Source organism: Luteimonas soli (assembly GCF_042648865.1).
GTDB lineage: Bacteria > Pseudomonadota > Gammaproteobacteria > Xanthomonadales > Xanthomonadaceae > Luteimonas > Luteimonas soli.
Map to the genome: position 1 here is coordinate 1,133,757 of NZ_JBHRYA010000007.1, position 22,847 is coordinate 1,156,603.

At 69.2% G+C, this 22,847-nt stretch carries 17 protein-coding genes; 14 read left to right on the plus strand and 3 right to left on the minus strand.

From position 1 onward, the window contains the following. Window positions 1-185: 185 nt before the first annotated feature. Window positions 186-2,249, minus strand: coding sequence for an elongation factor G (gene fusA, locus ACFONC_RS12635; protein WP_386744562.1), 2,064 nt, complete (start codon window positions 2,247-2,249; stop codon window positions 186-188). A 289-nt stretch (window positions 2,250-2,538) separates the two neighbouring features. Between fusA and ACFONC_RS12640 the strand changes: the two genes are divergently transcribed. Together ACFONC_RS12640 and ACFONC_RS12645 are read left to right on the plus strand one after the other, a co-directional pair. Continuing rightward, complete coding sequence (locus ACFONC_RS12640; protein WP_386744563.1) at window positions 2,539-2,973, plus strand: OsmC family protein; 435 nt, start codon at window positions 2,539-2,541, stop codon at window positions 2,971-2,973. 176 nt (window positions 2,974-3,149) lie between these two features. Next, on the plus strand, window positions 3,150-4,841 hold the full coding sequence (locus tag ACFONC_RS12645; protein ID WP_386744565.1) for an amidohydrolase: 1,692 nt from the start codon (window positions 3,150-3,152) through the stop codon (window positions 4,839-4,841). Between the two features lie 167 nt (window positions 4,842-5,008). On the opposite strand, the gene ACFONC_RS12650 is transcribed toward ACFONC_RS12645, so the two are convergent. Beyond that, window positions 5,009-5,881 carry a PhzF family phenazine biosynthesis protein gene (locus ACFONC_RS12650; RefSeq protein WP_386744566.1) on the minus strand — a complete coding sequence of 291 codons (873 nt, stop codon included), beginning with the start codon at window positions 5,879-5,881 and terminating at the stop codon, window positions 5,009-5,011. Between the two features lie 239 nt (window positions 5,882-6,120). Here ACFONC_RS12650 and ACFONC_RS12655 point away from each other — a divergent pair, with 239 nt between their 5' ends. The 5 genes from ACFONC_RS12655 (at window position 6,121) to ACFONC_RS12675 (ending at window position 13,044) form a co-directional block, all read left to right on the plus strand. Beyond that, window positions 6,121-8,715, plus strand: coding sequence for a bifunctional aspartate kinase/diaminopimelate decarboxylase (locus tag ACFONC_RS12655; protein WP_386744568.1), 2,595 nt, complete (start codon window positions 6,121-6,123; stop codon window positions 8,713-8,715). Beyond that, window positions 8,712-9,215 (plus strand): hypothetical protein, encoded by a 504-nt coding sequence (locus ACFONC_RS12660; RefSeq protein ID WP_386744570.1) that lies wholly within the window; start codon window positions 8,712-8,714, stop codon window positions 9,213-9,215. Before ACFONC_RS12655 ends, ACFONC_RS12660 begins: the two co-directional genes overlap by 4 nt. Beyond that, window positions 9,212-10,660, plus strand: a complete 1,449-nt coding sequence (gene murL, locus ACFONC_RS12665; protein ID WP_386744571.1) for a UDP-N-acetyl-alpha-D-muramoyl-L-alanyl-L-glutamate epimerase — start codon at window positions 9,212-9,214, stop codon at window positions 10,658-10,660. Before ACFONC_RS12660 ends, murL begins: the two co-directional genes overlap by 4 nt. After that, window positions 10,641-12,107 (plus strand): UDP-N-acetylmuramoyl-L-alanine--D-glutamate ligase, encoded by a 1,467-nt coding sequence (gene murD / locus ACFONC_RS12670; RefSeq protein ID WP_386744573.1) that lies wholly within the window; start codon window positions 10,641-10,643, stop codon window positions 12,105-12,107. Before murL ends, murD begins: the two co-directional genes overlap by 20 nt. Before the next feature lie 118 nt (window positions 12,108-12,225). Beyond that, entirely contained in the window at window positions 12,226-13,044 is an 819-nt protein-coding gene (locus ACFONC_RS12675; RefSeq protein ID WP_386744674.1) for a dienelactone hydrolase family protein, read from the plus strand. 42 nt (window positions 13,045-13,086) lie between these two features. Here ACFONC_RS12675 and ACFONC_RS12680 read toward each other — a convergent pair whose 3' ends face one another. Beyond that, on the minus strand, window positions 13,087-14,082 hold the full coding sequence (locus tag ACFONC_RS12680) for a polyprenyl synthetase family protein (protein WP_386744574.1): 996 nt from the start codon (window positions 14,080-14,082) through the stop codon (window positions 13,087-13,089). A 356-nt stretch (window positions 14,083-14,438) separates the two neighbouring features. On the opposite strand from ACFONC_RS12680, the gene ssb reads away from it, so the two are divergent. From ssb to ACFONC_RS12715, 7 genes are all read left to right on the plus strand, one after another. Beyond that, entirely contained in the window at window positions 14,439-14,906 is a 468-nt protein-coding gene (gene ssb / locus ACFONC_RS12685) for a single-stranded DNA-binding protein (RefSeq protein WP_386744676.1), read from the plus strand. A 63-nt stretch (window positions 14,907-14,969) separates the two neighbouring features. Further along, complete coding sequence (rfbB, locus tag ACFONC_RS12690; RefSeq protein WP_386744576.1) at window positions 14,970-16,025, plus strand: dTDP-glucose 4,6-dehydratase; 1,056 nt, start codon at window positions 14,970-14,972, stop codon at window positions 16,023-16,025. Next, window positions 16,022-16,909 (plus strand): glucose-1-phosphate thymidylyltransferase RfbA, encoded by an 888-nt coding sequence (gene rfbA, locus ACFONC_RS12695; RefSeq protein WP_386744578.1) that lies wholly within the window; start codon window positions 16,022-16,024, stop codon window positions 16,907-16,909. Before rfbB ends, rfbA begins: the two co-directional genes overlap by 4 nt. After that, on the plus strand, window positions 16,906-17,463 hold the full coding sequence (gene rfbC, locus ACFONC_RS12700) for a dTDP-4-dehydrorhamnose 3,5-epimerase (protein ID WP_386744580.1): 558 nt from the start codon (window positions 16,906-16,908) through the stop codon (window positions 17,461-17,463). Before rfbA ends, rfbC begins: the two co-directional genes overlap by 4 nt. Further along, window positions 17,460-18,368 carry a dTDP-4-dehydrorhamnose reductase gene (gene rfbD / locus ACFONC_RS12705; protein WP_386744582.1) on the plus strand — a complete coding sequence of 303 codons (909 nt, stop codon included), beginning with the start codon at window positions 17,460-17,462 and terminating at the stop codon, window positions 18,366-18,368. Before rfbC ends, rfbD begins: the two co-directional genes overlap by 4 nt. Window positions 18,369-18,604: 236 nt before the next feature. Further along, window positions 18,605-20,560: an OPT family oligopeptide transporter gene (locus ACFONC_RS12710; RefSeq protein WP_386744584.1), complete on the plus strand. Its 1,956-nt coding sequence runs from the start codon at window positions 18,605-18,607 to the stop codon at window positions 20,558-20,560. A gap of 176 nt (window positions 20,561-20,736) precedes the next feature. Beyond that, complete coding sequence (locus tag ACFONC_RS12715; protein WP_386744585.1) at window positions 20,737-22,824, plus strand: prolyl oligopeptidase family serine peptidase; 2,088 nt, start codon at window positions 20,737-20,739, stop codon at window positions 22,822-22,824. Window positions 22,825-22,847: the final 23 nt, after the last annotated feature.

Consider the following 22,847-nt stretch of genomic DNA (forward strand, 5'->3'; position numbering starts at 1 on the left):
CGAACCCGTCGGCAAGCGCAATGTAGGCCAAGAAACCGCTTGCGCCAAGTACTTTTCGATGAAAATGCTCCTGTTTCGCCCTGCATCCGCTCGGTTGCCTCGGCCCGGCGGGAGCATGTCGGCGGCGGGGCATCCCCCGTCAGAAAATTTCCCGGCACCGGGATCCGTGGAAAGGGTGGGGGCGGTCAGTCCTCGTCGTGCCGCGGCTTGTACGCCTCCACCAGCTTCTGCTGCACCTGCGCGGGCACCGGTTCGTAGTGGCTGAAATCCAGCGAATAGCGCCCGCGCCCTGCGGTAACCGACTTGAGCTCCGCCGCGTAGCCTTCCAGCTCCGACAGCGGCACCTGCGCCTTGACCACGATCTCGCCGCCGCGCACCGAGTCGGTGCCGCTGATGCGTGCGCGCTTGCTGGCCAGGCCGCCGCTGATGTCGCCCATGTGCTGCTCGGGCGCATTCACGTCCAGGTCGACGATTGGTTCGAGCACCTGCGGGCGGGCCTTGGCGATTGCGTCCAGGAACGCCCGCTTGCCCGCGGCGACGAAGGCCACCTCCTTGCTGTCGACCGGGTGGTGCTTGCCCTCGTAGACGATCACCCGCACGTCCTGCATCGGGTAGCCGGCGATCGCGCCGCCGTCGAGCACCTGGCGCACGCCTTTCTCCACCGCCGGCAGGAACTGGCCGGGGATGGTGCCGCCCTTGACCTGGTCGACGAACTCGAAGCCACCGCCGCGCGGCAGCGGCTCGATGCGCAGGAACACCTCGCCGAACTGGCCGGCGCCGCCGGTCTGCTTCTTGTGCCGATGGTGGCCCTCGGCCTTCGCGGCCACGGTTTCGCGATAGGCGATGCGCGGCGGTCGCGTGGTGACCTCGACCCCGTGGCGCTCCTTCAGCCGGTCGAGGTTCACGCGCAGGTGCAGGTCGGACAGGCCGCGGACCACGGTCTCGTTGGTGTCCGGAAGGTGCTCGACCTGGAAACAGGGATCCTCCTCGGCCAGCTTGTGCAGCGCGGTAGCGAGCTTCTGTTCCTGTCCCTTGCTGCCGGCCTCGATGGCCAGGCCGAACATCGGCCGGGGGAAGTCCAGCGGCGCCAGGTGGATGTGGTCCTCCGCATGCGAGTCGTGCAGCACGGCGTCGAAGTGCAGGTCGTCCACCTTCGCCACCGCGGCGATGTCGCCGGGGATTGCCTGCGTGACCTCGACGTGGTCCTTGCCCTGGATCCTGAACAGGTGCGCGACCTTGAACGGCTTCTTGCCGTCGTCGACGAACAGCTGCGAGTCCTTCTTCACCGTGCCCTGGTAGACGCGGAACACGCCGAGCTTGCCGACGAACGGGTCGTTGACGATGCGGAATACGTCGGCGATCACGTGCGCATCGGGATCGGGACGCGCCTCGATCGGGGTCGCGTCGGCGCCTGCGCCTTTCGCGAACGGCGGCGGGTTGGCCTCGCCGGGATGCGGGAACAGGCGTTCGGCGATGTCGAGCAGTTCGGCCACGCCGACGCCGCTGCGCGCGGACACGAAGCACACCGGGACCAGGTGGCCTTCGCGCAGGCACTGCTCGAACGCGTCGTGCAGCTCGTCGCCGGACAGGCCGTCTTCGCCCAGGTCGAGGTAGTGGTCCATTACCGTTTCGTTGACCTCGACCACCTGGTCGATGACCTTCTGGTGCCAATCGGCAACCGGCCCGAGGTCGCTTTCGCCCGATGCCTGGCCGAAGCAGTCGACCACCGCCTTGCCGCCGTCGGCCGGCAGGTTGAGCGGCAGGACGGTGGGGCCGAATTCGTCGCGCAGTTCCTCGAGCACGCGCGCGCAGTCGGCTGCGTCGTGGTCGATCTTGTTGATCACGACGACCCGGCACAGGCCGCGCTGCTGCGCCCGGGCCATCATCCGGCGGGTGCCGTACTCGACGCCCTTGTCGGCGTCGACCACGATCGCCACTGTCTCCACGGCGGCCAGCGCGGACAGCGTGGGGCCGCGGAAATCGGGGTAGCCGGGGGTATCGATCAGGTTGACGTGGACGCTGCGCACGGAGGCCGGCGCGTGGTCGAGGCTTGCGATGGCGGCGTCGATGGAGTGGCCGCGCTGCTTTTCCATCGGATCGAAATCGGAAACCGTGTTGCCGCGCTCCACGGTGCCTGCCGCCTGGATGGCGCCGCCGGCATGCAGCAGGGCTTCGAACAGGGTTGTCTTGCCGGCGCCTGGATGGCCCGCCAGGGCCACGTTGCGGATGTCCGGAGTCGAGTACGGCATGAGCCAGTTCCTCCCGTCGTGCTGGGAGAGCCGGCATCGGGGCCGGGCTCCCGGGACGGATCCGTTCGTCGAACCGCTGCGGCGGCTGCGGCGGATCCGCATGCGACGTCATGGCTGTCCGCTGGGGAAGCGCGTCGACCGAGCGGCGTGCTCGGCGGGCGGTCATGGCGGGACGGGGACGATAGCGCGGCGGTGAACGCAGCGTCCCGTTGCAGCGCAGCAAAGCGAACGCGCGCATAACGCAGCCGTGGCTAAGCTGCGCCTCCCGCCCCACGTACGGAGACATCCCATGGCCACGACCCGCCACGCCACCGCCCACTGGTCAGGCGACCTCAAGACCGGAGGCGGCACGATCAGCACGCCGCAGAGCGGGTTGATGACCGAGACGGCCTACGGCTTCAACACCCGCTTCGGCGACAAGAAGGGCACCAACCCCGAGGAACTGATCGCCGCCGCGCACGCGGCCTGCTTCACCATGGCGCTGTCGAACGCGCTGGCCCAGGCCGGCCATGCGCCCGACGCGGTGGACACGCGCGCAGAGGTCGACCTGTCGATGGACGGCGGCCCCACCATCAGCGCGATCCGCCTGCAGACGAAGGCGAAGGTGCCCGGCATCGACGACGCGAAGTTCCGCGCGATTGCCGACGATGCCAAGCAGAATTGCCCGGTGTCGAAGGCGCTGAGCGCGGTGCCGATCACGCTGGAGGCGGAACTGCTCGGCTGATCGGGATGGCTCGATCCCCGTAGGAGCGGCGGAAGCCGCGAATTCCCGATTCCGTCCGCGAAGTTGAATGCCCGCGGCTTCCGCCGCTCCTGCAACAGTCGTGCGGAATGCCCGCGCCCGTTGCCGCGCCCGACACCCGGCGGCATAGTGACGCGATTCCTCATGGAGTCGCCCACATGCGCCGCATCACCTGGATCGCCACGCTGTGCTGCCTCGCCGCCGCGTCCGCGCAGGCTGCCGACGTGCACCTGCTGACCGCCGCGCGCATCCACACGTCAAATCCCGAACAGCCGCGCGTCGAGGCGATGGCCTGGGACGAATCCGGGCGCCTGCTCGCCGTGGGCGAAGCGAAGGTGCTGCTGGCGCAATACCCGGACGCTGAACGCATCGACGCAGGCGACGCCACCGTGATCCCCGGCCTGATCGACGCGCACGGGCACGTCATGGGCCTGGGCTACGCGCTGATGCAGGCAGACCTGGTCGGCGCGCGCGACAAGGCAGAGGTCCTTGCGCGCCTCAAGGCGTTCGCGGAAAAGGAGCGACTGCCCGACGGCGCCTGGCTGATCGGCAACGGCTGGGACCAGAACGACTGGCCGGAAAAGGTGTTCCCCACGGCTGCCGACCTCGATGCGGCGTTCCCCGATCGCCCGGTGTGGCTGGAGCGCGTGGACGGGCACGCCGGCTGGGCCAACAGCGCGGCGCTCAAGCTCGTCGAGCAGGCCAATCCGGATCGCCCGCTGGCTGGCGACTGGCAGCCCGACGGCGGCCGCATCCTGCGCGCAGGCGGCAAGGCGACCGGCGTGTTCGTCGACGAGGCCATGGGCCTGGTGCGCGCGCAGATGCCCGCGCCCGATGACGCGTACCGCGCGCAGGCGCTGGAGCGCGCGCTCGTTGCCGCGGCGCGCGACGGCCTGACCGGCGTACACGACATGGGCGTGTCGCGCGAAGAACTGGCGCTGTACAAGCGCTTCGCCGACGCCGGCAAGCTGACCTTGCGCATCGACGCCTATGCCAACGGCGACAGCGGCGCGCTCGCGGACCTGTGCGCGCACGGCACCTACGAACACCCCGGCGGCCGCGTGCAGATGCGCGGCGTCAAGCTGTACATCGACGGCGCGCTCGGCAGCCGCGGCGCCGCGCTGCTGGCCGACTACAGCGACGAGCCCGGCAACCGCGGCCTGCTGGTCACCGATCCGGCCACCTACGAAGGCATCGTGCGCAAGGCCAAGGGCTGCGGCGTGCAGGTGGCGACGCACGCCATCGGCGACCGCGGCAACCGCATCGTGATCGACACCTACGAGCGCGTGCTCGGCGACGACGCGAAGAGCGACCATCGCTGGCGCGTCGAGCACGCGCAGATCGTCTCGCCCGAGGACATCCCGCGCTTTGCGCCATTGGGCGTGATCGCCTCGATGCAGCCCACCCATGCCACGTCCGACATGCCGTGGGCCGAGGAGCGCCTGGGCAAGGAGCGCCTGTTCGGCGCCTATGCCTGGCAGCGCTTCCTGCACAGCGGTGCACGGTTGGCGCTGGGCTCGGACTTCCCGGTCGAATCGCCCGATCCGCGCCTGGGCCTGTACGCCGCGGTGACGCGCCAGGACCGCGACGGCCAGCCGCCCGGCGGCTGGCTCCCGGACCAGCGGCTGAGTGTGGCCGAAGCGCTGCGCGGGTTCACGTCGGATGCCGCGTATGCAGGTTTCGACGAGAAGCAGGTTGGAAAGCTGGCGCCCGGGATGCGGGCGGATTTCGTGGTCCTCGCCGAGGATCCGCTCGTGGTGCCGGCGTCGCAGCTCGACGATCTGCAGATCGAGTCGACGTGGGTCGACGGCAAGCCCGTGTACGAGGCGGACGAATCCACGAAGCCATAGGCGGTCGCGCGGGAGCGGCTCTTGTGAAGCGGCGTGTAGGTCGGGCCTACGCGCCCGACGGCTCTTGATCTTCGTCTTCCGCGTGGGCGGGTCTCTACCCGCCGATCGCGCGTTCTTCCCGCGGATTCGTGCATCGCGGGGCGTCGGGGGCGTAGCCCCGACCTGCGTCACCAGGCGATTTCGCCGCGCACCACCGTCTGCACGCGGCCGCCGGACCACACGTCGCCGGCATTGTCCACGAACAGCTCGATGATCGCGTCGTGGCCGACCTCGCGGCCCTGGCTGATGCGGTAATGGCCGTCCGGGCCGGGCAGCGCGTCCTGCGAGGCCAGCCAAGCGGCCAGCGTCGCGTTCGCGGCGCCGGAGGCGGCGTCCTCGAACCGCGCCGGCGCGCCGACGAAGGCGCGTACCGCGAGGTAGTAGACCGGATCGCTGCTGCGAGCGAACACGCACAGGCCCATGCTGCCGGTGTCGGTTGCGAGTTTGGCGATCGCGTCCCAGTCCGGTTCGGCCGAACGCAGGGCCGCCTCGTCGCGCAGCTCCGCCAGCCACCAGCGGCGGCCGCCGTCCATCAGCGCCGGCGGCAGCGCGCCCAGCGGCAGCGATGCCAGCGCGTCGCGCAGCCGGGGATCGGCCGCGTCGGCGATTTCCACCTGCCGTGCGCGTGGCGTGCGCACGGCGATGGTGCGCGCGTGCCCCGCGCCCTCCACCCGCAGCGGCAGGTTGCCGGCGGCGCCTTCCTGCACCAGCAGGCCGTCGTGCGGCGCGGCTAGCCCGGCTTCCAGCGCCGCGTGCGCGGTGCCGACGCTGGGATGCCCGGCGAAGGGCACCTCGTGGCGCGGGCTGAAGATGCGCAGCCGGTAGTCGGCGTCGGGCGTGGTGGCGGGAAGGACGAAGGTGGTTTCGGGCAGCCGCGTCCAGCGCGCGATCGCTTGCATGGCGTCGTCGTCCAGGCCCTGCGCATCGAGCACGACGGCGAGCGGATTGCCGACGCCGGGGCGGTCGGCGAAGACGTCGAGCTGGAGATAGGGGCGTGGCATGGGGATCCTTGGGGAAGGGGGGCGAGCGGGCGGCAAGTGTAGGCGGCTGCTGTCGCGCGGCAAGCGAAGAATGTCCTCGTGGGAGCGGCTTCCGCCACGAGCTTTCGGCATCCAGCTCGACCAAGGCAAGAGCTCGCGGCTGAAGCCGCTCCCACAAGAGCGGGGCAGGGTGGGCGGCGGCGACCGCAGGCCCTAGAATCGCGTGTTCATGCCCGACGCGCGGGCGCACCACGACTTCGATGCCCACCAACTCCCCTTCCGATCGCTGGATCGTGCTCAAGTTCGGCGGCACTTCGGTGTCGCGCCGCCACCGCTGGGACACCATCGGCCGGCTGGCGAAACAACGCGCCGACGAAAGTGGCGCGCGCGTGCTGGTGGTGGTCTCGGCTTTGTCGGGCGTCACCAACGAGTTGCAGGCGATCGCCGAAGGCGCGACCGACCGCGGCGCGCGGATCGCGGCGCTGGCCGAACGCCACGAAGCGTTCGCGCGCGAACTGGACCTCGACCCGCAACCGGTCCTCGGCGAACGCCTGGACGCGCTGCGCGCGCTGGGTGACGACCAGCGCGCCGACACGCATCCACTCGACTGGCAGGCCGAGCTGATGGGGCAGGGCGAACTGCTCTCGTCCACGCTCGGCGCCGCCTACCTGCATGCGCAGGGCCTGGACTTCGGCTGGTGCGATGCGCGCGACTGGCTCGACGCGGTCGCGCTGCCGAACCAGAACGCCTGGTCGACGCGGCTGTCGGTGTCGTGCCGGCGCGAACCTGCCGACGGCTTCCACGAACGCTTTCACGCCCAGCCGGCGCGGATGCTGCTCACCCAGGGCTTCATCGCCCGCCACGCCGACGGCGGTACCGCGATCCTCGGCCGCGGCGGTTCCGACACGTCCGCGGCGTATTTCGGCGCGCTGCTCGGTGCGCAGCGCGTTGAAATCTGGACCGACGTGCCCGGCCTGTTCAGCGCCAACCCGCGCGTGGTGCCCGATGCGCGCCTGCTCACGCGCCTTGACTACGCCGAGGCGCAGGAAATCGCCACCACCGGCGCCAAGGTGCTGCACCCGCGTTCGATCAAGCCCTGCCGCGACGCCGGCGTGCCGCTGGCGATCCTCGACACCGAGCACCCGGAATTGCCGGGCACCCGCATCGATGGCGAAGGCGAAACCGTGCCTGGCGTCAAGGCGGTCAGCCGCCGCAACGGCATCGTGCTGGTGTCGATGGAAAGCGTCGGCATGTGGCAGCAGGTCGGCTTCCTGGCCGAGATCTTCGAACTGTTCCGGCGCCACGGGCTGTCGGTGGACCTGATCGGTTCGTCGGAAACCAACGTCACCGTCTCGCTCGATCCCAGCGAGAACCTGGTCAGCACCGACGTGCTCGCCGAGCTGTCCACGGACCTGGCGAAGGTCTGCCGGGTCAAGGTGATCGCGCCGTGCGCGGCGATCACCCTGGTCGGGCGCGGCATGCGCTCGCTGCTGCACAAGCTGTCCGACGTGTGGGCCACGTTCGGCCAGGAGCGCGTGCACCTGATCTCGCAGTCGTCCAACGACCTCAACCTGACCTTCGTGATCGACGAGGCCGACGCCGATGGCCTGCTGCCGGTGCTGCACGCCGAGTTGATCGAAAGCGAGGCGATGCCGGTGCGCGACGCGAGCGTGTTCGGGCCGAGCTGGCACGAGATCGAGCACGGTCGCCCGCAGCGCGCCGAGCCCTGGTGGCGCGGCGAGCGCGAACGCCTGCTTGCATTGGCCGCGCACGGCACGCCGGCCTACGTCTACCACCTGCCGACGCTGCGCGAGCGCGCTCGCTCGCTGCTCGACGTGGAGGCGATCGATCGCCGCTACTTCGCGATCAAGGCCAACCCGCACCCGGCGCTGCTGTGCGCGCTGGCGGCGGAAGGCTTCGGGCTGGAGTGCGTGTCGCTGGGCGAACTCGAGCACGTGTTCGAGACGCTGCCGGGGCTTGATCCGGCGCGGGTTCTGTTCACGCCGAGCTTCGCGCCGCGCGCCGAGTACGAAGCCGCGTTCGCGCTCGGCGTCACAGTGACGATCGACAATGTCGAGGCCCTGCGCAACTGGCCCGACGTCTTCCGTGGCCGCGCGCTGTGGCTGCGCATCGACCTGGGCCGCGGCGACGGCCACCACGCCAAGGTGGTCACCGGCGGCGCGGCGTCGAAGTTCGGGCTGCCGCTGTCGGCGTTCGACGCCTTCGTCGAGCACGCGCACAAGCTCGACGCGCGCATCAGCGGCATCCATGCGCACCTGGGCAGCGGCATCGTGACCCCGGCGCACTGGCGCGAGGTCTACGCCGAGCTCGCCGGCTTCGCCGACAGCGTCGGTACGGTCGACACCATCGACATCGGCGGCGGCCTGCCGATCCCGTACAAGCCCGACGCGCATCCGTTCGACCTCGCCGCATGGGCGGCGGGGCTGGCCGAGATCAAGGCCGCGTATCCGCGCTACGCATTGGCGGTGGAGCCGGGGCGTTACATGGTCGCCGAGTGCGGCGTGCTGCTCGCGCACGTGACCCAGGTGGTCGAAAAGCAGGGCATCCGCCGCGTCGGCCTCGACGCCGGCATGAACGCGCTGATGCGGCCGACGCTGTACGACGCCTACCACGGCATCCACAACCTGGCCCGCATCGAAGAGGCGACGGACACCGCGTTCGACGTGGTCGGGCCGATCTGCGAATCCGGGGACGTGTTCGGCGCCGGGCGCATGCTGCCGGCGGCGACGGCCGAAGGCGACGTGGCGCTGGTTGCCGACGCCGGTGCCTACGGGTTCGTCATGGCCAACCGCTACAACCTGCGTGCGCTGCCGCGCGAGGACGTGCTCGAATGACCGCACGCAAGCGCCTGGCCTGGATCAACGCGGTGGTGGCGGCCGTGCTGGCGGTGCTGGCCTACGTCGTCATCGGCGTGCTCAGCGGCGCGGGACTGTCGTCATGGCACCGCAACGCGGGCGCCTCGCTGAGCGTCGCGCCCGCGGCGGCGATGGCGGCAGGATTGGCGTCGTGGTGGGTCACCGCGTGGTGGGAAAACGTCGACCGCGACGCGCGCAAGTGGACGGCCTTCGGACTGGCGCTGCGCACGGTGGGGCTGTCCTTCCTGCTGTTCGCGCCGCTGGCCAGCGCGTGGATGGCGCTGGCCGAAAGCGTGGCGTACCTGTTCTCCGGAACCGGTGGGCTGGGCGAAGCGCTGGCCTGGGTACCGGCGATCGCGGTGTACGCGGTGCTGTTCGGCCTGATGCTGGGCGCGCTGCCGGCGCTGTGCATCGAATACTTCCTGTGCCGCCGCTTCCTGCGGCAGGCGCGCGGCTTCGGTTTGGAGGGGGCGCGATGACGCCGTTCGACAGGGACGCGGTGCGCAGCTTCCGCTTCGTGCGCTGCGGTTTCGACGCTGCAACCGGCATCGCGCGGCTGGTGTACGCCTTCGACGACGGACCCGAGCTGGTCGAGACGGTCACCGTGCCCGGCGCGCCGTTCGAACTCGACGCCGCGCGTGCACGGGCGGCCGAACAGGCGCTGCGGCTGCTGCACCTGATCGCCGGCGTGAGCTACTACAAGGCGGCGGTGCCTGGGGAAATCCGGATCGATTCGTATGCGATCGATACGGAGACCGCGGCGCTGCTGGAAGAGATCTATCTCAACGGGCTGGGCGAGTTCGCGTATCGCAACGGGCTGGACCTGCACGGTCGGATTCGATTCCCCGCTCTGAAGCCCTCCCCTTCAAGGGGAGGGTTGGGTGGGGATGGGTTTCCCGTGGGCGGCGCCGAACCCCACCCCCACCCCGGCCCTCCCCCTGAGGGGGAGGGAGAAAAGCAGGGAGGGGAGGGGTCAAGACTCCACCGCCACGCCCTCGTCGCCATCGGCGGCGGCAAGGACTCCCTCGTCTCCATCGAAGCCCTGCGCAGGGCCGGTGTCGCGCAGACCGTCACCTGGATCGGCGGCTCGCAGCTGATCCGCGCCTGCGCCGAACGTACCGGCCTGCCGACGCTCAACATCGGCCGCCAGCTGGCGCCGGAGCTGTTCGAATACAACCGCCAGGGCGCGTGGAACGGGCACATCCCGGTGACCGCGATCAACTCGGCGATCATGGTGTTCGCAGCCGTGCTGCTGGGCGCGGACCAGGTGGTGTTCTCCAACGAACGCTCGGCCAGCTATGGCAGCCTGATCGAAGGTACGGGCGAGGTGAACCACCAGTGGTCGAAGGGCTGGATGTTCGAGCGCGACTTCGGTGCGCACGTGCAGCGCGAAGTCGCCGCCGATCTCCACTACTACTCGCTGCTGCGCCCGCTCAGCGAGCTGGCGGTGGCGCGGCAGTTCGCGAAGAGCGATCGCTACGACGCGCATTTCTCCAGCTGCAACCGCAATTTCCACCTGCTCGGCGAGCGCCCGGTGGGGCGCTGGTGCGGCGTATGCCCGAAGTGCCACTTCGTGTTCCTGGCGCTGGCGCCGTTCATGCCCAAGCCGCGGCTGGTGGCGATCTTCGGCCGTAACCTGCTCGATGATCCGGAACAGGTGCCCGGTTACGACGCGCTGCTCGAGTACCAGGACCACAAGCCGTTCGAGTGCGTCGGCGAGGGCCGCGAATCGCGCGCGGCGATGGCCGCGCTGGCGCGTCGGCCGGAGTGGAAGGAAGACGCGATCGTCAAGCGCTTCGCGAGCGAGATCCTGCCGCAGCTGGACGCCGAAGAACTCGACATCGCGCCGCTGCTGGTGGTCGACGACGAACATCGCATCCCGCCGGCGCTCTGGGAGCAGCTGCGTGCGCATTTCGCAGCTTGAAGGCCAGCGCGTCGCGCTGTGGGGCTGGGGGCGCGAGGGGCGGGCGGCGTACCGTGCGCTGCGCGCACGGGATGACCAGCCTTCGGCTGTTGTAGAGCGCCCGGGATTCGGGATGACCAGCCATTCGGCTGTTGAAAGCCGGGATTCGGAAGGCCAGGGCACGCTGCCACTGACACTGTTCTGCGCAGGGCACGAGGCGGAGCAGGTGCTCGCACTCGGCGATCCGGCGCTGCAGGTGGAAACCGAAGCCAGCGCCGAACGCCTCGCCGCGTTCGACGTGGTGATCAAGTCGCCGGGGATCAGTCCATACCGGCCGGAAGCCGTGGCGGCGCGCGAGCGCGGCACGCGGTTCATCGGCGGCACCGCGCTGTGGTTCGCCGAGCGGCCTGACGCGCGGACCATCTGCGTCACCGGCACCAAGGGCAAGAGCACGACCACCGCGCTGCTGGCGCACCTGCTGCGCGCCGGTGGCCATCGCACGGCGCTGTGCGGCAACATCGGCCTGCCGCTGCTGGAACTGATCGACGGCGATGCGGAACTGTGGGCGATCGAGCTGTCGAGCTACCAGACCCGCGACGTTGCCGCCAGCGGCGTGCGCCCGGACGTCGCGGTGGTGACCAACGTCTTTCCGGAACACCTGGATTGGCACGGCAGCGAGCAGCGCTACATCGACGACAAGCTGGCCCTGCTGACCCAGGCCCGGCCGCGCGTCGCCGTGCTCAACGCGGACGATCCACGGCTGGCCGCGCTTTCGCTGCCGGACAGCGACGTGCGCTGGTTCGGCCGCGCGGATGGCTGGCACATGCGCGGCGATGCGTTGCATCGCGGCGATGCGTTCGTCCTCGACACCCGCGACGTGCCGGTGCCCGGCCGCCACAACCGCGGCAACCTGTGCGCCGTGCTCGCGGCAATCGAAGCGCTCGGCTTCGACGGCGCGGCGCTGGCGCCGCATGCGGCCTCGTTCCGGCCGCTGCCGCACCGCCTGCAGGTGCTCGGCGTGCGCGACGGCATCACCTGGGTCAACGATTCGATCAGTACCACGCCGCACGCGAGCCTGGCGGCGCTCGACGTGTTCCGCGACCGCCGCGTGGCGCTGCTGGCCGGCGGCCACGACCGCGGGCTGGACTGGGCGGGTTTCGCCGAAGCGATGAAGGCGCGCGCACCGATGGCCATCGTGACGATGGGGCAGAACGGTCCGCGCATCGGCGAGCTGCTCGCACCGATTGCGCGCTCGGCCGGATTCACGCTGCAAGGCGCGACGGACCTGGCAGATGCCGTCGGCAGGGCGCGCGCCGTGCTCGCCGGTGAGGGCGTCATGCTGCTTTCGCCCGGCGCACCCAGCTTCGGTCCCTACCGCGACTACACCGAACGCGGGCGGCACTTCGCCGAACTGGCCGGTTTCGACCCGCAGGCGATCAGCGGCATCCCTGGCCTCGGCATCGCCTGACCGGCCGGGCGGGAACGATCTTGCAGGAGCAAGGCTCGTTGGCCCGGAGGCCGATTCACCATGGTCGAATGCCGCCGACGTACGCTTGCAGGTACTGCTTCCATCGGAGAACGCCATGATGACCCCGATCCGCCCCCGCCTCCTGCATCGCGCGGCCCTGCTGCTGTTGCTGCTGCCGCTATCCGCCTCCGCCATCGCCGTGATGCAGGCCAAGCCCGTTGAATGGAAAATCGGCGACCAGGCCTTCAGCGGCGTGCTGGTCTACGACGACGCCTCTTCCGACAAGCGCCCGGGCCTGGTGATGGTGCCCAACTGGATGGGCGTCGGCGAGGACGCTATCGCCATGGCCAGGCGCGTGGCCGGCGACGATTACGTGGTGCTGGTTGCCGATGTCTACGGTGCAGGCATCCGGCCGCAGGACGACGCCCAGGCGCTCGCCGCGGTCAAGCAGGCCTGGTCGGATGGCGGCGCGACCCTGCGCAAGCGCGCGCGGCAGGCGGTGGAAGTGCTCAGGACGCAGGAAGGGCTTCCGCTGGACGCGACCAGGATCGGGGCGCTCGGGTTCTGTTTCGGCGGCGGGGTGGTACTCGAACTGGCACGTTCGGGCAGCGACCTGGCCGGCGGCGTGGTCAGCTTCCACGGCAACCTGGACAGCTATCGGCCGGTCGAGGGCGGAATCCGGACGTCGATCCTCGTGCTCAACGGTGCCGACGACAAGAGCGTGGATGCGAAGCAGATCGCCGCGTTCGAGCAGGAAATGGACGCGGCCGGGGCGGACTGGCAGTTCGTCAACTTCGGCGGCGCGCGCCATTGCTTTTCGCAGCCGGAGGACGCCGACAAGCCGGCGGACGGCAACTGCCTGTACAACGAGCGCGCGGCCGGGCGCGCGTTCCGGATCATGGAAGGGTTCTTCGACGAGCGCTTCGGCGGGGACTGAGGAGCGTTCTTGCCACGGATGGACTTCGCGCCGTAGCCGCGCCTAGTGGTCGCGCTCGGTGGCGTAACGCGCCAGGCCGCGCAGCGCGCCCACCGCTTCGTTGTCTTCGAGGCCGTCGAGCGCGCGTTCGGCCGCTTCGGCGTACTCCGCGGCGCGCGTACGGCTGTAATCGAGGCTGCCCTGTGCGCGGATCGCGGCGACGGCTTCGGGAAGCGCATCGGCGTCGCCCTGTTCGACGATCGTGCGCAGTCGGTCGCGGGTGGCGGCGTCCGAGTGCGCCATCGCGTGGATTAGCGGCAGCGTGGCCTTGCCTTCGGCCAGGTCGTCGCCCAGGTGCTTGCCCAGCGCGGCCTCGTCGGCGCTGTAGTCGAGCACGTCGTCGGCGATCTGGAAGGCGTGGCCCAGGGCCAGGCCGTAGTCGTGCAGACGTTGCTGCGTTGTCGCGTCGGCGCCGGCCAGCAGCGCGCCCAGCCGGGTGGCCGCGGCGAACAGCACTGCGGTCTTGCGCTCGATCACGCGCAGGTAGGCGGCCTCGTCCACGTCCGGGTTGCGCACGTGCAGCAACTGCAGCACCTCGCCCTCGGCGATGCGGTTGGTGGTGTCGGCGAGGATGCGCTGCACGTCCATCGAGTCGAGCTCGACCATCAGCTGGAAGCTGCGCGAATACAGGAAATCGCCCACCAGTACGCTGGCCGCGTTGCCCCAGACCGCGTTGGCGGTGCTGCGGCCGCGGCGCAGGTCGGACTCGTCGACCACGTCGTCGTGGAGCAGGGTGGAGGTGTGGATGAACTCGACCACGGCGGCCAGCTGGTGCGCGTCCGCGCCCTGGTGGCCCAGCGCGCGCGCGGCGAGCAGCAGCAGCATCGGCCGCAGGCGCTTGCCGCCGGCGGCCACGATGTGCTCGGCGACCTGGTTGATCAGCACCACGTCCGAGGCCAGGCGGCGGCGGATCAGGGCGTCGACCGCGGCCATGTCGGCGGCGGCGAAGGCCTGGATGGCGGGCAGGGCGGGAACGTGCAGGCTTGCGGGGACAGACATGCCGGGTCCGGCGGGGGAAAGGCGCGATTATAGGGAAGCCGCGCACGTGCCGATCATGCAGGTGGCGGCCGTGCCCCGGGAATGCCGGGATATCGGCGTCGTGGCCGCCCCTGGCGGCGCGGCTGGGTCTTCCTTGGGAGCACGGCGGGGCATTGGGGTCGGGGTTTTCCCACGCGGATTTCAGGTTGCCCGTGCCTTCCGGTGGCCTTAACGTCGCCAGTCCCGGGACCGGATGGGTCCCGGTATCATGCGCAGGGAGTACCGCGCGACCCGTGCCGACGCATCCGCGCGGCATCGCGAGCGGAACATCCCACGCACCCACGCAAGCCACCCTTCAGAACGCAAAGAGGTCATCCATGGCACGCGGCATCAACAAGGCCATCCTGGTCGGCAATCTCGGCAACGACCCGGAAACCAAGTACACCCAAGGTGGCATGGCCATCACCAAGATCAGCCTGGCGACCAGCAGCGTCCGCAAGGATCGTGACGGCAACCAGCAAGAGCGCACCGAATGGCATCGGGTGACGTTCTTCGGCAAGCTCGGCGAGATCGCCGGCGAATACCTGCGCAAGGGTTCGCAGGTGTACATCGAAGGCGAGATCCGCTACAGCGAACATACCGGCGACGACGGCCAGAAGCGCTACTACACCGACATCATCGCCAACGAGATGCAGATGCTCGGTGGCCGTGGGGAAGGTGGCGGTGGCGGTGAGCGCATGTCCCGGCCGCGCCAGGATTCCGCGCCGCCGCAGCGGCAGGCCCCGCAGCGCCAGGCGGCACCGCCACCGGCGGATGACTTTTCGGATGACGATATTCCGTTCTGAGCCATGCATCCCGGGGTGGACGCCGGGATCAGTGCCGACTTGTTTTCCCCTGGAGATTCCAGCGTGCCAGTTTGGCTTGTAACCGGCGGAGCCGGCTTCATCGGCGGCAACTTCGTGCTCGAGGCGGCCGCCAACGGCGCTCGTGTGGTCAACCTGGATGCCCTCACGTACGCGGGCAACCTCGACACGCTTGCGTCGCTGAAGGACAGCCCGGCGCATGTCTTCGTCCACGGCGACATCGGCGACCGTGCCTTGGTCGATCGCCTGCTTGCCGAGCACCGGCCCGACGCGGTGGTCAACTTCGCCGCCGAGAGCCACGTCGACCGCTCGATCGATGGCCCGGGCGCCTTCGTGCAGACCAACGTCGTTGGCACGCTCGCGCTGCTGGAAGCCACGCGCGACTACTGGAAATCGCTGGAAGGCGAGGCGAAGGACGCGTTCCGCTTCCTGCACGTGTCCACCGACGAGGTCTACGGTTCGCTCGGCGACAGCGGCAAGTTCGTCGAAACCACGCCCTACGCGCCGAACTCGCCGTATTCGGCCTCGAAGGCCGCGTCCGACCACCTGGTGCGCGCCTTCCACCACACCTACGGGCTGCCGGTGGTGACCACCAACTGCTCCAACAACTACGGCCCCTACCAGTTCCCGGAGAAGCTCATCCCGCTGGTGATCGCCAAGGCGATCGCGGGTGAGCCGCTGCCGATCTATGGCGATGGCATGAACGTGCGCGACTGGCTGTACGTCGGCGACCATTGTTCGGCGATCCGCGCCGTGCTTGAAGGTGGCCGCATCGGCGAGACCTACAACGTCGGCGGCGACGCCGAGCGCCCGAACATCGAGGTCGTCAACACCATCTGCGCGCTGCTCGACGAGCGCCGCCCGCGCGAGGACGGCAAGCCGCGGAATTCGCAGATCACCTATGTGAAGGATCGTCCCGGCCACGACCGCCGCTACGCGATCGATGCGTCGAAGCTGAAGTCGGAACTCGGCTGGGCGCCGGCGCACAGCTTCGAGCAGGGCATCGCGGACACCGTGGACTGGTACCTCGACAACCAGCCGTGGGTGCAACGCGTGCTCGACGGCAGCTACCGGCTCGAGCGCATCGGGAGCGCGGCATGACCGCGCGGCGCGGCATCATCCTCGCCGGTGGTTCGGGCACGCGGCTGTATCCGATCACCCAGGCGATCAGCAAGCAGCTGCTGCCGGTCTACGACAAGCCGATGATCTACTACCCGCTCAGCGTGCTGATGCTGGCCGGCATCCGTGAGGTGCTGATCATCAACACGCCGCACGAGCAGGCGCTGTTCAAGGCGCTGCTGGGCGACGGTTCGCAGTGGGGCATGCGGATCGAGTACGCGGTGCAGCCAAGCCCGGACGGCTTGGCGCAGGCGTACCTGATCGGACGCGAGTTCGTCGACGGCCGGCCCAGTTGCCTGGTGCTCGGCGACAACATCTTCCACGGCCCCGGCCTGACGGCGCTGCTCAAGCGCGCCGACGAACGTGAGCAGGGCGCGACGGTGTTTGGCTACTGGGTCCGGGACCCCGAACGCTATGGCGTGGCGGAGTTCGACGCTGATGGCAAGGTCGTCGGCCTGGAGGAGAAGCCGGCCAAGCCACGCTCGAACTACGCGGTGACCGGACTGTACTTCTACGACGGGCGCGCCAGCGATTTCGCCGCCGCGCTCAAGCCCTCGCCGCGCGGCGAGCTGGAGATCACCGACCTCAACCGCTGCTACCTCGAGGAAGGCGGGTTGCACCTAGAGCAGCTTGGCCGCGGCTACGCGTGGCTCGACACCGGTACTCACCAGTCGTTGCTGGAGGCATCGAACTACATCGCCACCATCGAGGCGCGCCAGGGTCTGCGAGTGTGCTGTCCGGAAGAGATCGCCTTCAACACCGGCTGGATCGATGACATGCAACTCCAGGCACTTGCCCGGCCGCTGGTCAAGAATGGTTACGGGCAGTACCTGCTCGACCTGGTCGATCGCGGCTACGTGCCATGAAAGTGATTGAAACCGGCCTCACGGGCTGCCTGCTGATCGAGCCGCAGGTGTTCGGCGATGCACGCGGGCAGTTCTTCGAGTCGTTCAACAACGACAAGCTCGCCGCGCACGGGCTTGAGCCGCGTTTCGTGCAGGGCAACGTGTCCATGTCGACGCGCGGCGTGCTGCGCGGCCTGCACTACCAGTGGCCGAAGCCGCAGGGCAAGTACGTCTCGGTGCTCGATGGCGAGGTCTGGGACGTGGCCGTCGACATCCGCCGCGGCTCGCCCACGTTCGGCAAATGGGAGGCCGTGCTGCTGAGCGGCGAGAACCGGCGGCACTTCTGGATCCCCGAAGGCTTCGCCCACGGCTTCGCGGTGCTCAGCGAGAAGGCGACCTTCACCTACCTGTGCACCGAAACCTACGATCGCGAAGCTGACGCCGGCATCCGCTGGAACGATCCCGCACTCGCCATCGACTGGCCGGTCGCCGAGCCGGTCCTGTCGGACAAGGACACGCGCGCGCCGCTGCTGGCGGATGTCGCGCAGGACCGCCTGCCGGTGTACGCGCCTTGAGGATCCTGCTGCTCGGCGCGAACGGGCAAGTGGGCACCGAGTTGCAGCGCAGCCTCGCGCCGCTGGGCGAGGTCGTTGCCGCCACGCGCGATGGCCTGCTCGCCAACGGCGCGGCCTGCGAGGTCGCGGATTTCGACCGCCCGGAGGAGCTGCAGCCGCTGATCGCCCGCACCGCGCCCGACGTGGTGGTGAACGCTGCGGCCCATACCGCCGTCGATCGTGCTGAGAGCGAACCGGACGCGGCGTTCCGCGCCAACGCGCAGGCGCCCGGCCAGCTTGCCGCCGCATGCGCCGCCCGCGACGCGCTGCTGGTCCACTATTCGACCGATTACGTCTTCGACGGCAGCGCGACGCGGCCTTATCGCGAGGACGACCCCACCGCTCCACTGGGCGTGTACGGCACCAGCAAGCTCGCCGGCGAGGACGCCATCCGCGACAGCGGCGCGCGCCACATGATCTTCCGCACGGCCTGGGTGTACGCCGCGCACGGCCGCAACTTCCTGCTGACGATGCTGCGCCTGGGCGCCGAGCGCGACGAGCTGCGCGTGGTCGCCGACCAGGTCGGCAGCCCGACCTCGGCCGCCTACATAGCCGATACCACCGCCGCAGTCCTGGCATGGGGCACCGACCGCTCCGGGCTGTGGCACCTGACGTGCACCGGCCAGACCAGCTGGCACGGATTCGCCGAGGCGATCATGGCCGGCGCGGTCGAGCGCGGCCTGCTCGACAGGGCGCCGCAAGTGCTGCCGATTCCCACCAGCGACTATCCGACCCCGGCTGCCCGCCCCGCGTTCTCCGTGCTCGACAACGCCCAGCTGCAGCAAGATTTCGACCTGCCCGGCGTGGACTGGTGCGATTGCCTGGGGCAGGTGCTGGACGCGCTGGCCGCCGCGCGTTGCGCCTGATCCGGCCCCGGGAGGCTCCGTCACAACCCGACTTCAGCCCAGCGGTGAAGAGACAGGCGTGAAGGCTGCAGGGGGCGGACGTGAGGCCTTCGCCGGCGTGAACTCCTTTTGAGACGTCGGCGGTCACATGCTGCTCCGTACGGAATCCGTGCAGGCGTGGCAAGGCACCCCGAATGCACTGGACTTGCCCCAAGGCAGCGATTAGCTTGTTGGACTTTCGTGGACAGGGGTAGCAGATGAACCAGCCGGCGACGCGGCAATTGACCTTCCGGGCCGTCGTGCTTGCGGTCATCCTGGCGATGGTCCTGGCCGCGGCCAACGCCTACCTCGGCCTGTTCGCCGGCCTGACCATCGCCACCGCGATCCCGGCGGCGGTGGTGTCGATGGGCGTGCTGCGGCTGCTCGGCGGCGGCACGATCCTGGAGAACAACATCGTCCAGACCGGCGCCTCCGCCGGCTCGTCGATCGCCGCCGGCGTGATCTTCACGATCCCTGCGCTGATCATCCTCGGGTACTGGCAGGACTTCCGTTACTCGTGGGTGCTGGCGATCGCCGGCCTCGGCGGCCTGCTCGGCGTGCTGTTCTCGGTGCCGCTGCGGCGCACGATGATCGTCGAGGACCCGCTGCCGTTCCCCGAGGGCAAGGCGGCGGCCGAGGTGCTCAAGGCCGGCGACAACCCCGGCCCGGGGCTGAAGATCCTGGCGCTGTCGGGCGTGATCGGCGGCGTGGTCAAGCTGGCTGCGGCCAGCGGCCTGCGCATGATCCCGGACAGCGCGATCGGCGCCGGCTTCCTCGGCAAGTACCTGGGCTACATGGGTACCGGGCTGTCACCGGCGCTGCTGGGCGTGGGCTATATCGTCGGCCTGAACGTCGGCATCGTGGTGGTGTCGGGCAGCATCCTGTCGTTCAACATCGCGATCCCGATCTACCACGAGTTCTTCATGGGCACCGATCCGGCGCTGGCCGCGTCGGTAGCCGGTGCCAGCGCGCAGGACATCGCCGGTGCGATCTGGTCGGCGAAGATCCGTTACCTCGGCGTCGGCACGATGCTGATCGGCGGCGTTTGGACCCTGTTCTCGCTGCGCAAGTCGCTCGTGTCCGGTATCAAGAGCGGCTTCGCCGCGGCACGCAAGGGCGCCGGCAAGGTGGTCGCCGAAACCGAGCGCGACCTGCCGATGAAGTGGATGCTGGTCGCGCTGGTCGCCTTCGTGGTACCGCTGGGCCTGCTGTACCACGCCATCGTCGACCAGTGGATGGTGAGCATCCCGATGACGATCATCATGATCGTGGCCGGCTTCCTGTTCGTGTCGGTGTCGGCGTACCTGGCTGGCCTGGTCGGTTCATCGAACAACCCGGTCTCGGGCATCACCATCGCCACGATCCTGTTCGCCTCGCTGGTGCTGGTGTTGCTGCTCGGCCGTGATTCGCCGATCGGCGCAGTGGCCGCGATCATGATCGGCGCGGTGGTGTGCTGCGCGGCAGCGGTCGGCGGCGACAACCTGCAGGACCTCAAGGCCGGCTACATCGTCGGCGCGACGCCGTGGAAGCAGCAGCTGATGCTCGCCATCGGCGCGTTCTCCTGTGCGCTGATCATGGCGCCGGTGCTCAACCTGCTGGCGCAGGCCTACGGCATCGGCGCGCCGACGCCCGAGCATCCCAACTCACTGGCCGCGCCGCAGGCCACGCTGATGGCCTCGGTAGCCAACGGCATGTTCGGCGGCAAGCTGCCGTGGACGATGATCGCCATCGGCGCTGCCATCGGTGCGGTGATCATCGCGCTGGACGAATGGCTCAAGGCGCGCAAGTCGAGCTTCCGCGTGCCGGTGCTGGCCGCGGCCATCGGCATCTACCTGCCGCTGGAACTGATGGTGCCGATCTTCCTCGGCGGCCTGCTGTCGTACTTCGTCGAGCGCCGCAAGAAGCTCAAGGCCGGCGACGAGGAAATGCGCGACCGCATCCACCGCCCCGGCACGTTGTTCTCGGCTGGCCTGATCACCGGCGAGGCGCTGATGGGCATCGCCATCGCGATCCCGATCGTGGTGTCCGGGCGCGCCGACGTGCTGGCCCTGCCGGAGCAGTTCCGCTTCGGCCAGCTGGTCGGGCTGGCGGTGCTGGTCGTGGTCGGCTGGCTGCTGTACCGCAGCGGCGCGAAGTCCAAGGCGCTCGGCGAAACAGAGCCCGGCCCCATGTGACAGCGTTGAAGCCCTCCCCTTCAAGGGGAGGGTTTGGGTGGGGATGGGCTTCTTTCCATCTGCAACAAACCCCATCCCCATCCCGGCCTTCCCCTTGAAGGGGAAGGAGACAATCAAGAGCCTTCCCCCGATTGGGAAGAGAGCATCCTTGCTGCACCGCAATCCCAGGAGTCCCCATGAAATCCCGCCATCTCGTCCTCCCGCTCGCCCTGCTGATCGCCACGCCGTCGCTGGCCGCCACCCGAGGCTTCGAGGTGCGCGACATGGTCAACCTCGACCGCTACTCGTCGCCGACGCTGTCGCCCGACGGTCGCAGGCTGGTGTTCGCCAAGCGCGTGCTTGACGAAGCGAGCGGGAAGGCCAGCACATCGCTGTGGATCGAGGACCTGTTCGCGCGCGACGCAGCGCCGCCGAAACGGCTGACGCCCGAGGGCTGGAACGTCAACTCGCCGGCGTTCTCGCCGGACGGGGCCACGGTGTACTTCCTCAGCGCGAAGGATGACTCGTCGCAGCTGTATTCGATGCCCGCCGCGGGCGGCACGCCGGTGAAGCTCACAGCGTTCCCGGTCGGTGTCGATGGCTTCAAGCTCTCGCCTGACGGCAGCCGTGTCGCGTTCAGCGCCGGCGCGTTCCCGGACTGCAAGGCCGGTGCGGGGCAGGGCGTGCTCGCGTGCACGAAGGCGAAGCTGGACGAAGCGGAAAAGAACAAGGCCACCGGCGTAGTTTTCGACCACATGTTCATCCGCCACTGGGATACCTGGAGCGACGGCCGCATGAACCGGGTGTTCGTGGCCGACCTGCCGGCGGCAAAGGCCACAGCCGTCGGTGATGCCAGGCTCGTCGGTGCCGACGTGCTCGGCGACGTACCGTCCAAGCCCTTCGGCGACAGCGGCGAATATGCCTGGGCGCCGGATGGCAAGTCGCTGGTGCTCAGCGCGCGCAAGTCCGGCCCTGACGAGCCGTGGTCGACCAACTTCGACCTCTACCAGGTCAGCGCCGATGGCAGCGGCGCGGCGAGGAACCTTACCGAAGCCAACAAGGCCTGGGACACGGGCCCGGTGTTCGGCGACGACGGCAAGACGCTGTACTACCGGGCGATGAAGCGACCCGGTTTCGAGGCCGACCGTTTCGCGATCATGGCGATGGACCTGGCCAGCGGCGACGTCCGCGAGATCGCGCCGGACTGGGACCGCTCCGCCGACGGCGTCGTGCTGTCGGACGACGGCAAGACCATCTATACCACCACTGCGGATGTGGGCGAACACCCGCTGTTCGCGATCGACATCGCCAGCGGCGAGGCGAAGAAGCTGGTCGGCGACGGCACGATCTCTTCATTCGAGATCGCCGGCCCCACGCTTGCGTTCTCGCGCAACACGATGAAGACCGGCGACCAGTTGTTCGCCACCGGCCTCGATGCCGCGCAGCTGCGCGCGATCACGCCCAGCGCCGGCGAGATGGTGCCCGACGCGACCTTCGCCGACTTCGAGCAGTTCAGCTTCAAGGGCTGGAACAACGACACCGTGCACGGCTACGTGGTCAAGCCCTGGAACTACGAGGAAGGCAAGAAGTATCCGGTGGCGTTCCTGATCCACGGCGGACCGCAGGGCAGCTTCGGCAACGGCTGGAGCTATCGCTGGAACCCGCAGACCTACGCCGGGCAGGGCTACGCGGTGGTGATGATCGACTTCCACGGCTCGGTCGGCTACGGCCAGGAATTCACCGACGCGATCAGCCAGCACTGGGGCGACCGCCCGCTGGAAGACCTGCAGAAGGGCTGGGCCGCGGCGCAGCAGCAGTACGACTTCCTCGACGGTTCCAACGCCTGCGCGCTGGGCGCCAGCTACGGCGGCTACATGGTGTACTGGATCGCCGGCGTCTGGAACGAGCCATGGAAGTGCCTGGTCGACCACGACGGCGTGTTCGACACGCGCATCATGGGCTACGCGACCGAGGAACTGTGGTTCACCGAGTGGGAGAACGGCGGCACGCCGTACGACAACCCGGAGGGCTACGAGAAGTTCAACCCGATCAACCACGTCAAGGACTGGCGCGTGCCGATGCTGGTGGTCCACGGCCAGCTCGATTACCGCATTCCGGTCTCGCAGGGCATTTCGGCGTTCACCGCGCTGCAGCGCAAGGGCATCGAGTCGAAGTTCCTGTACTTCCCCGACGAGAACCACTGGGTGCTCAAGCCGCAGAACAGCATCCTGTGGCACGACACGGTGAACGGCTGGCTGAAGCAGCATCTGGCGCCGCAGCAGTGACAGAGATGACCGCACGTCGCGGC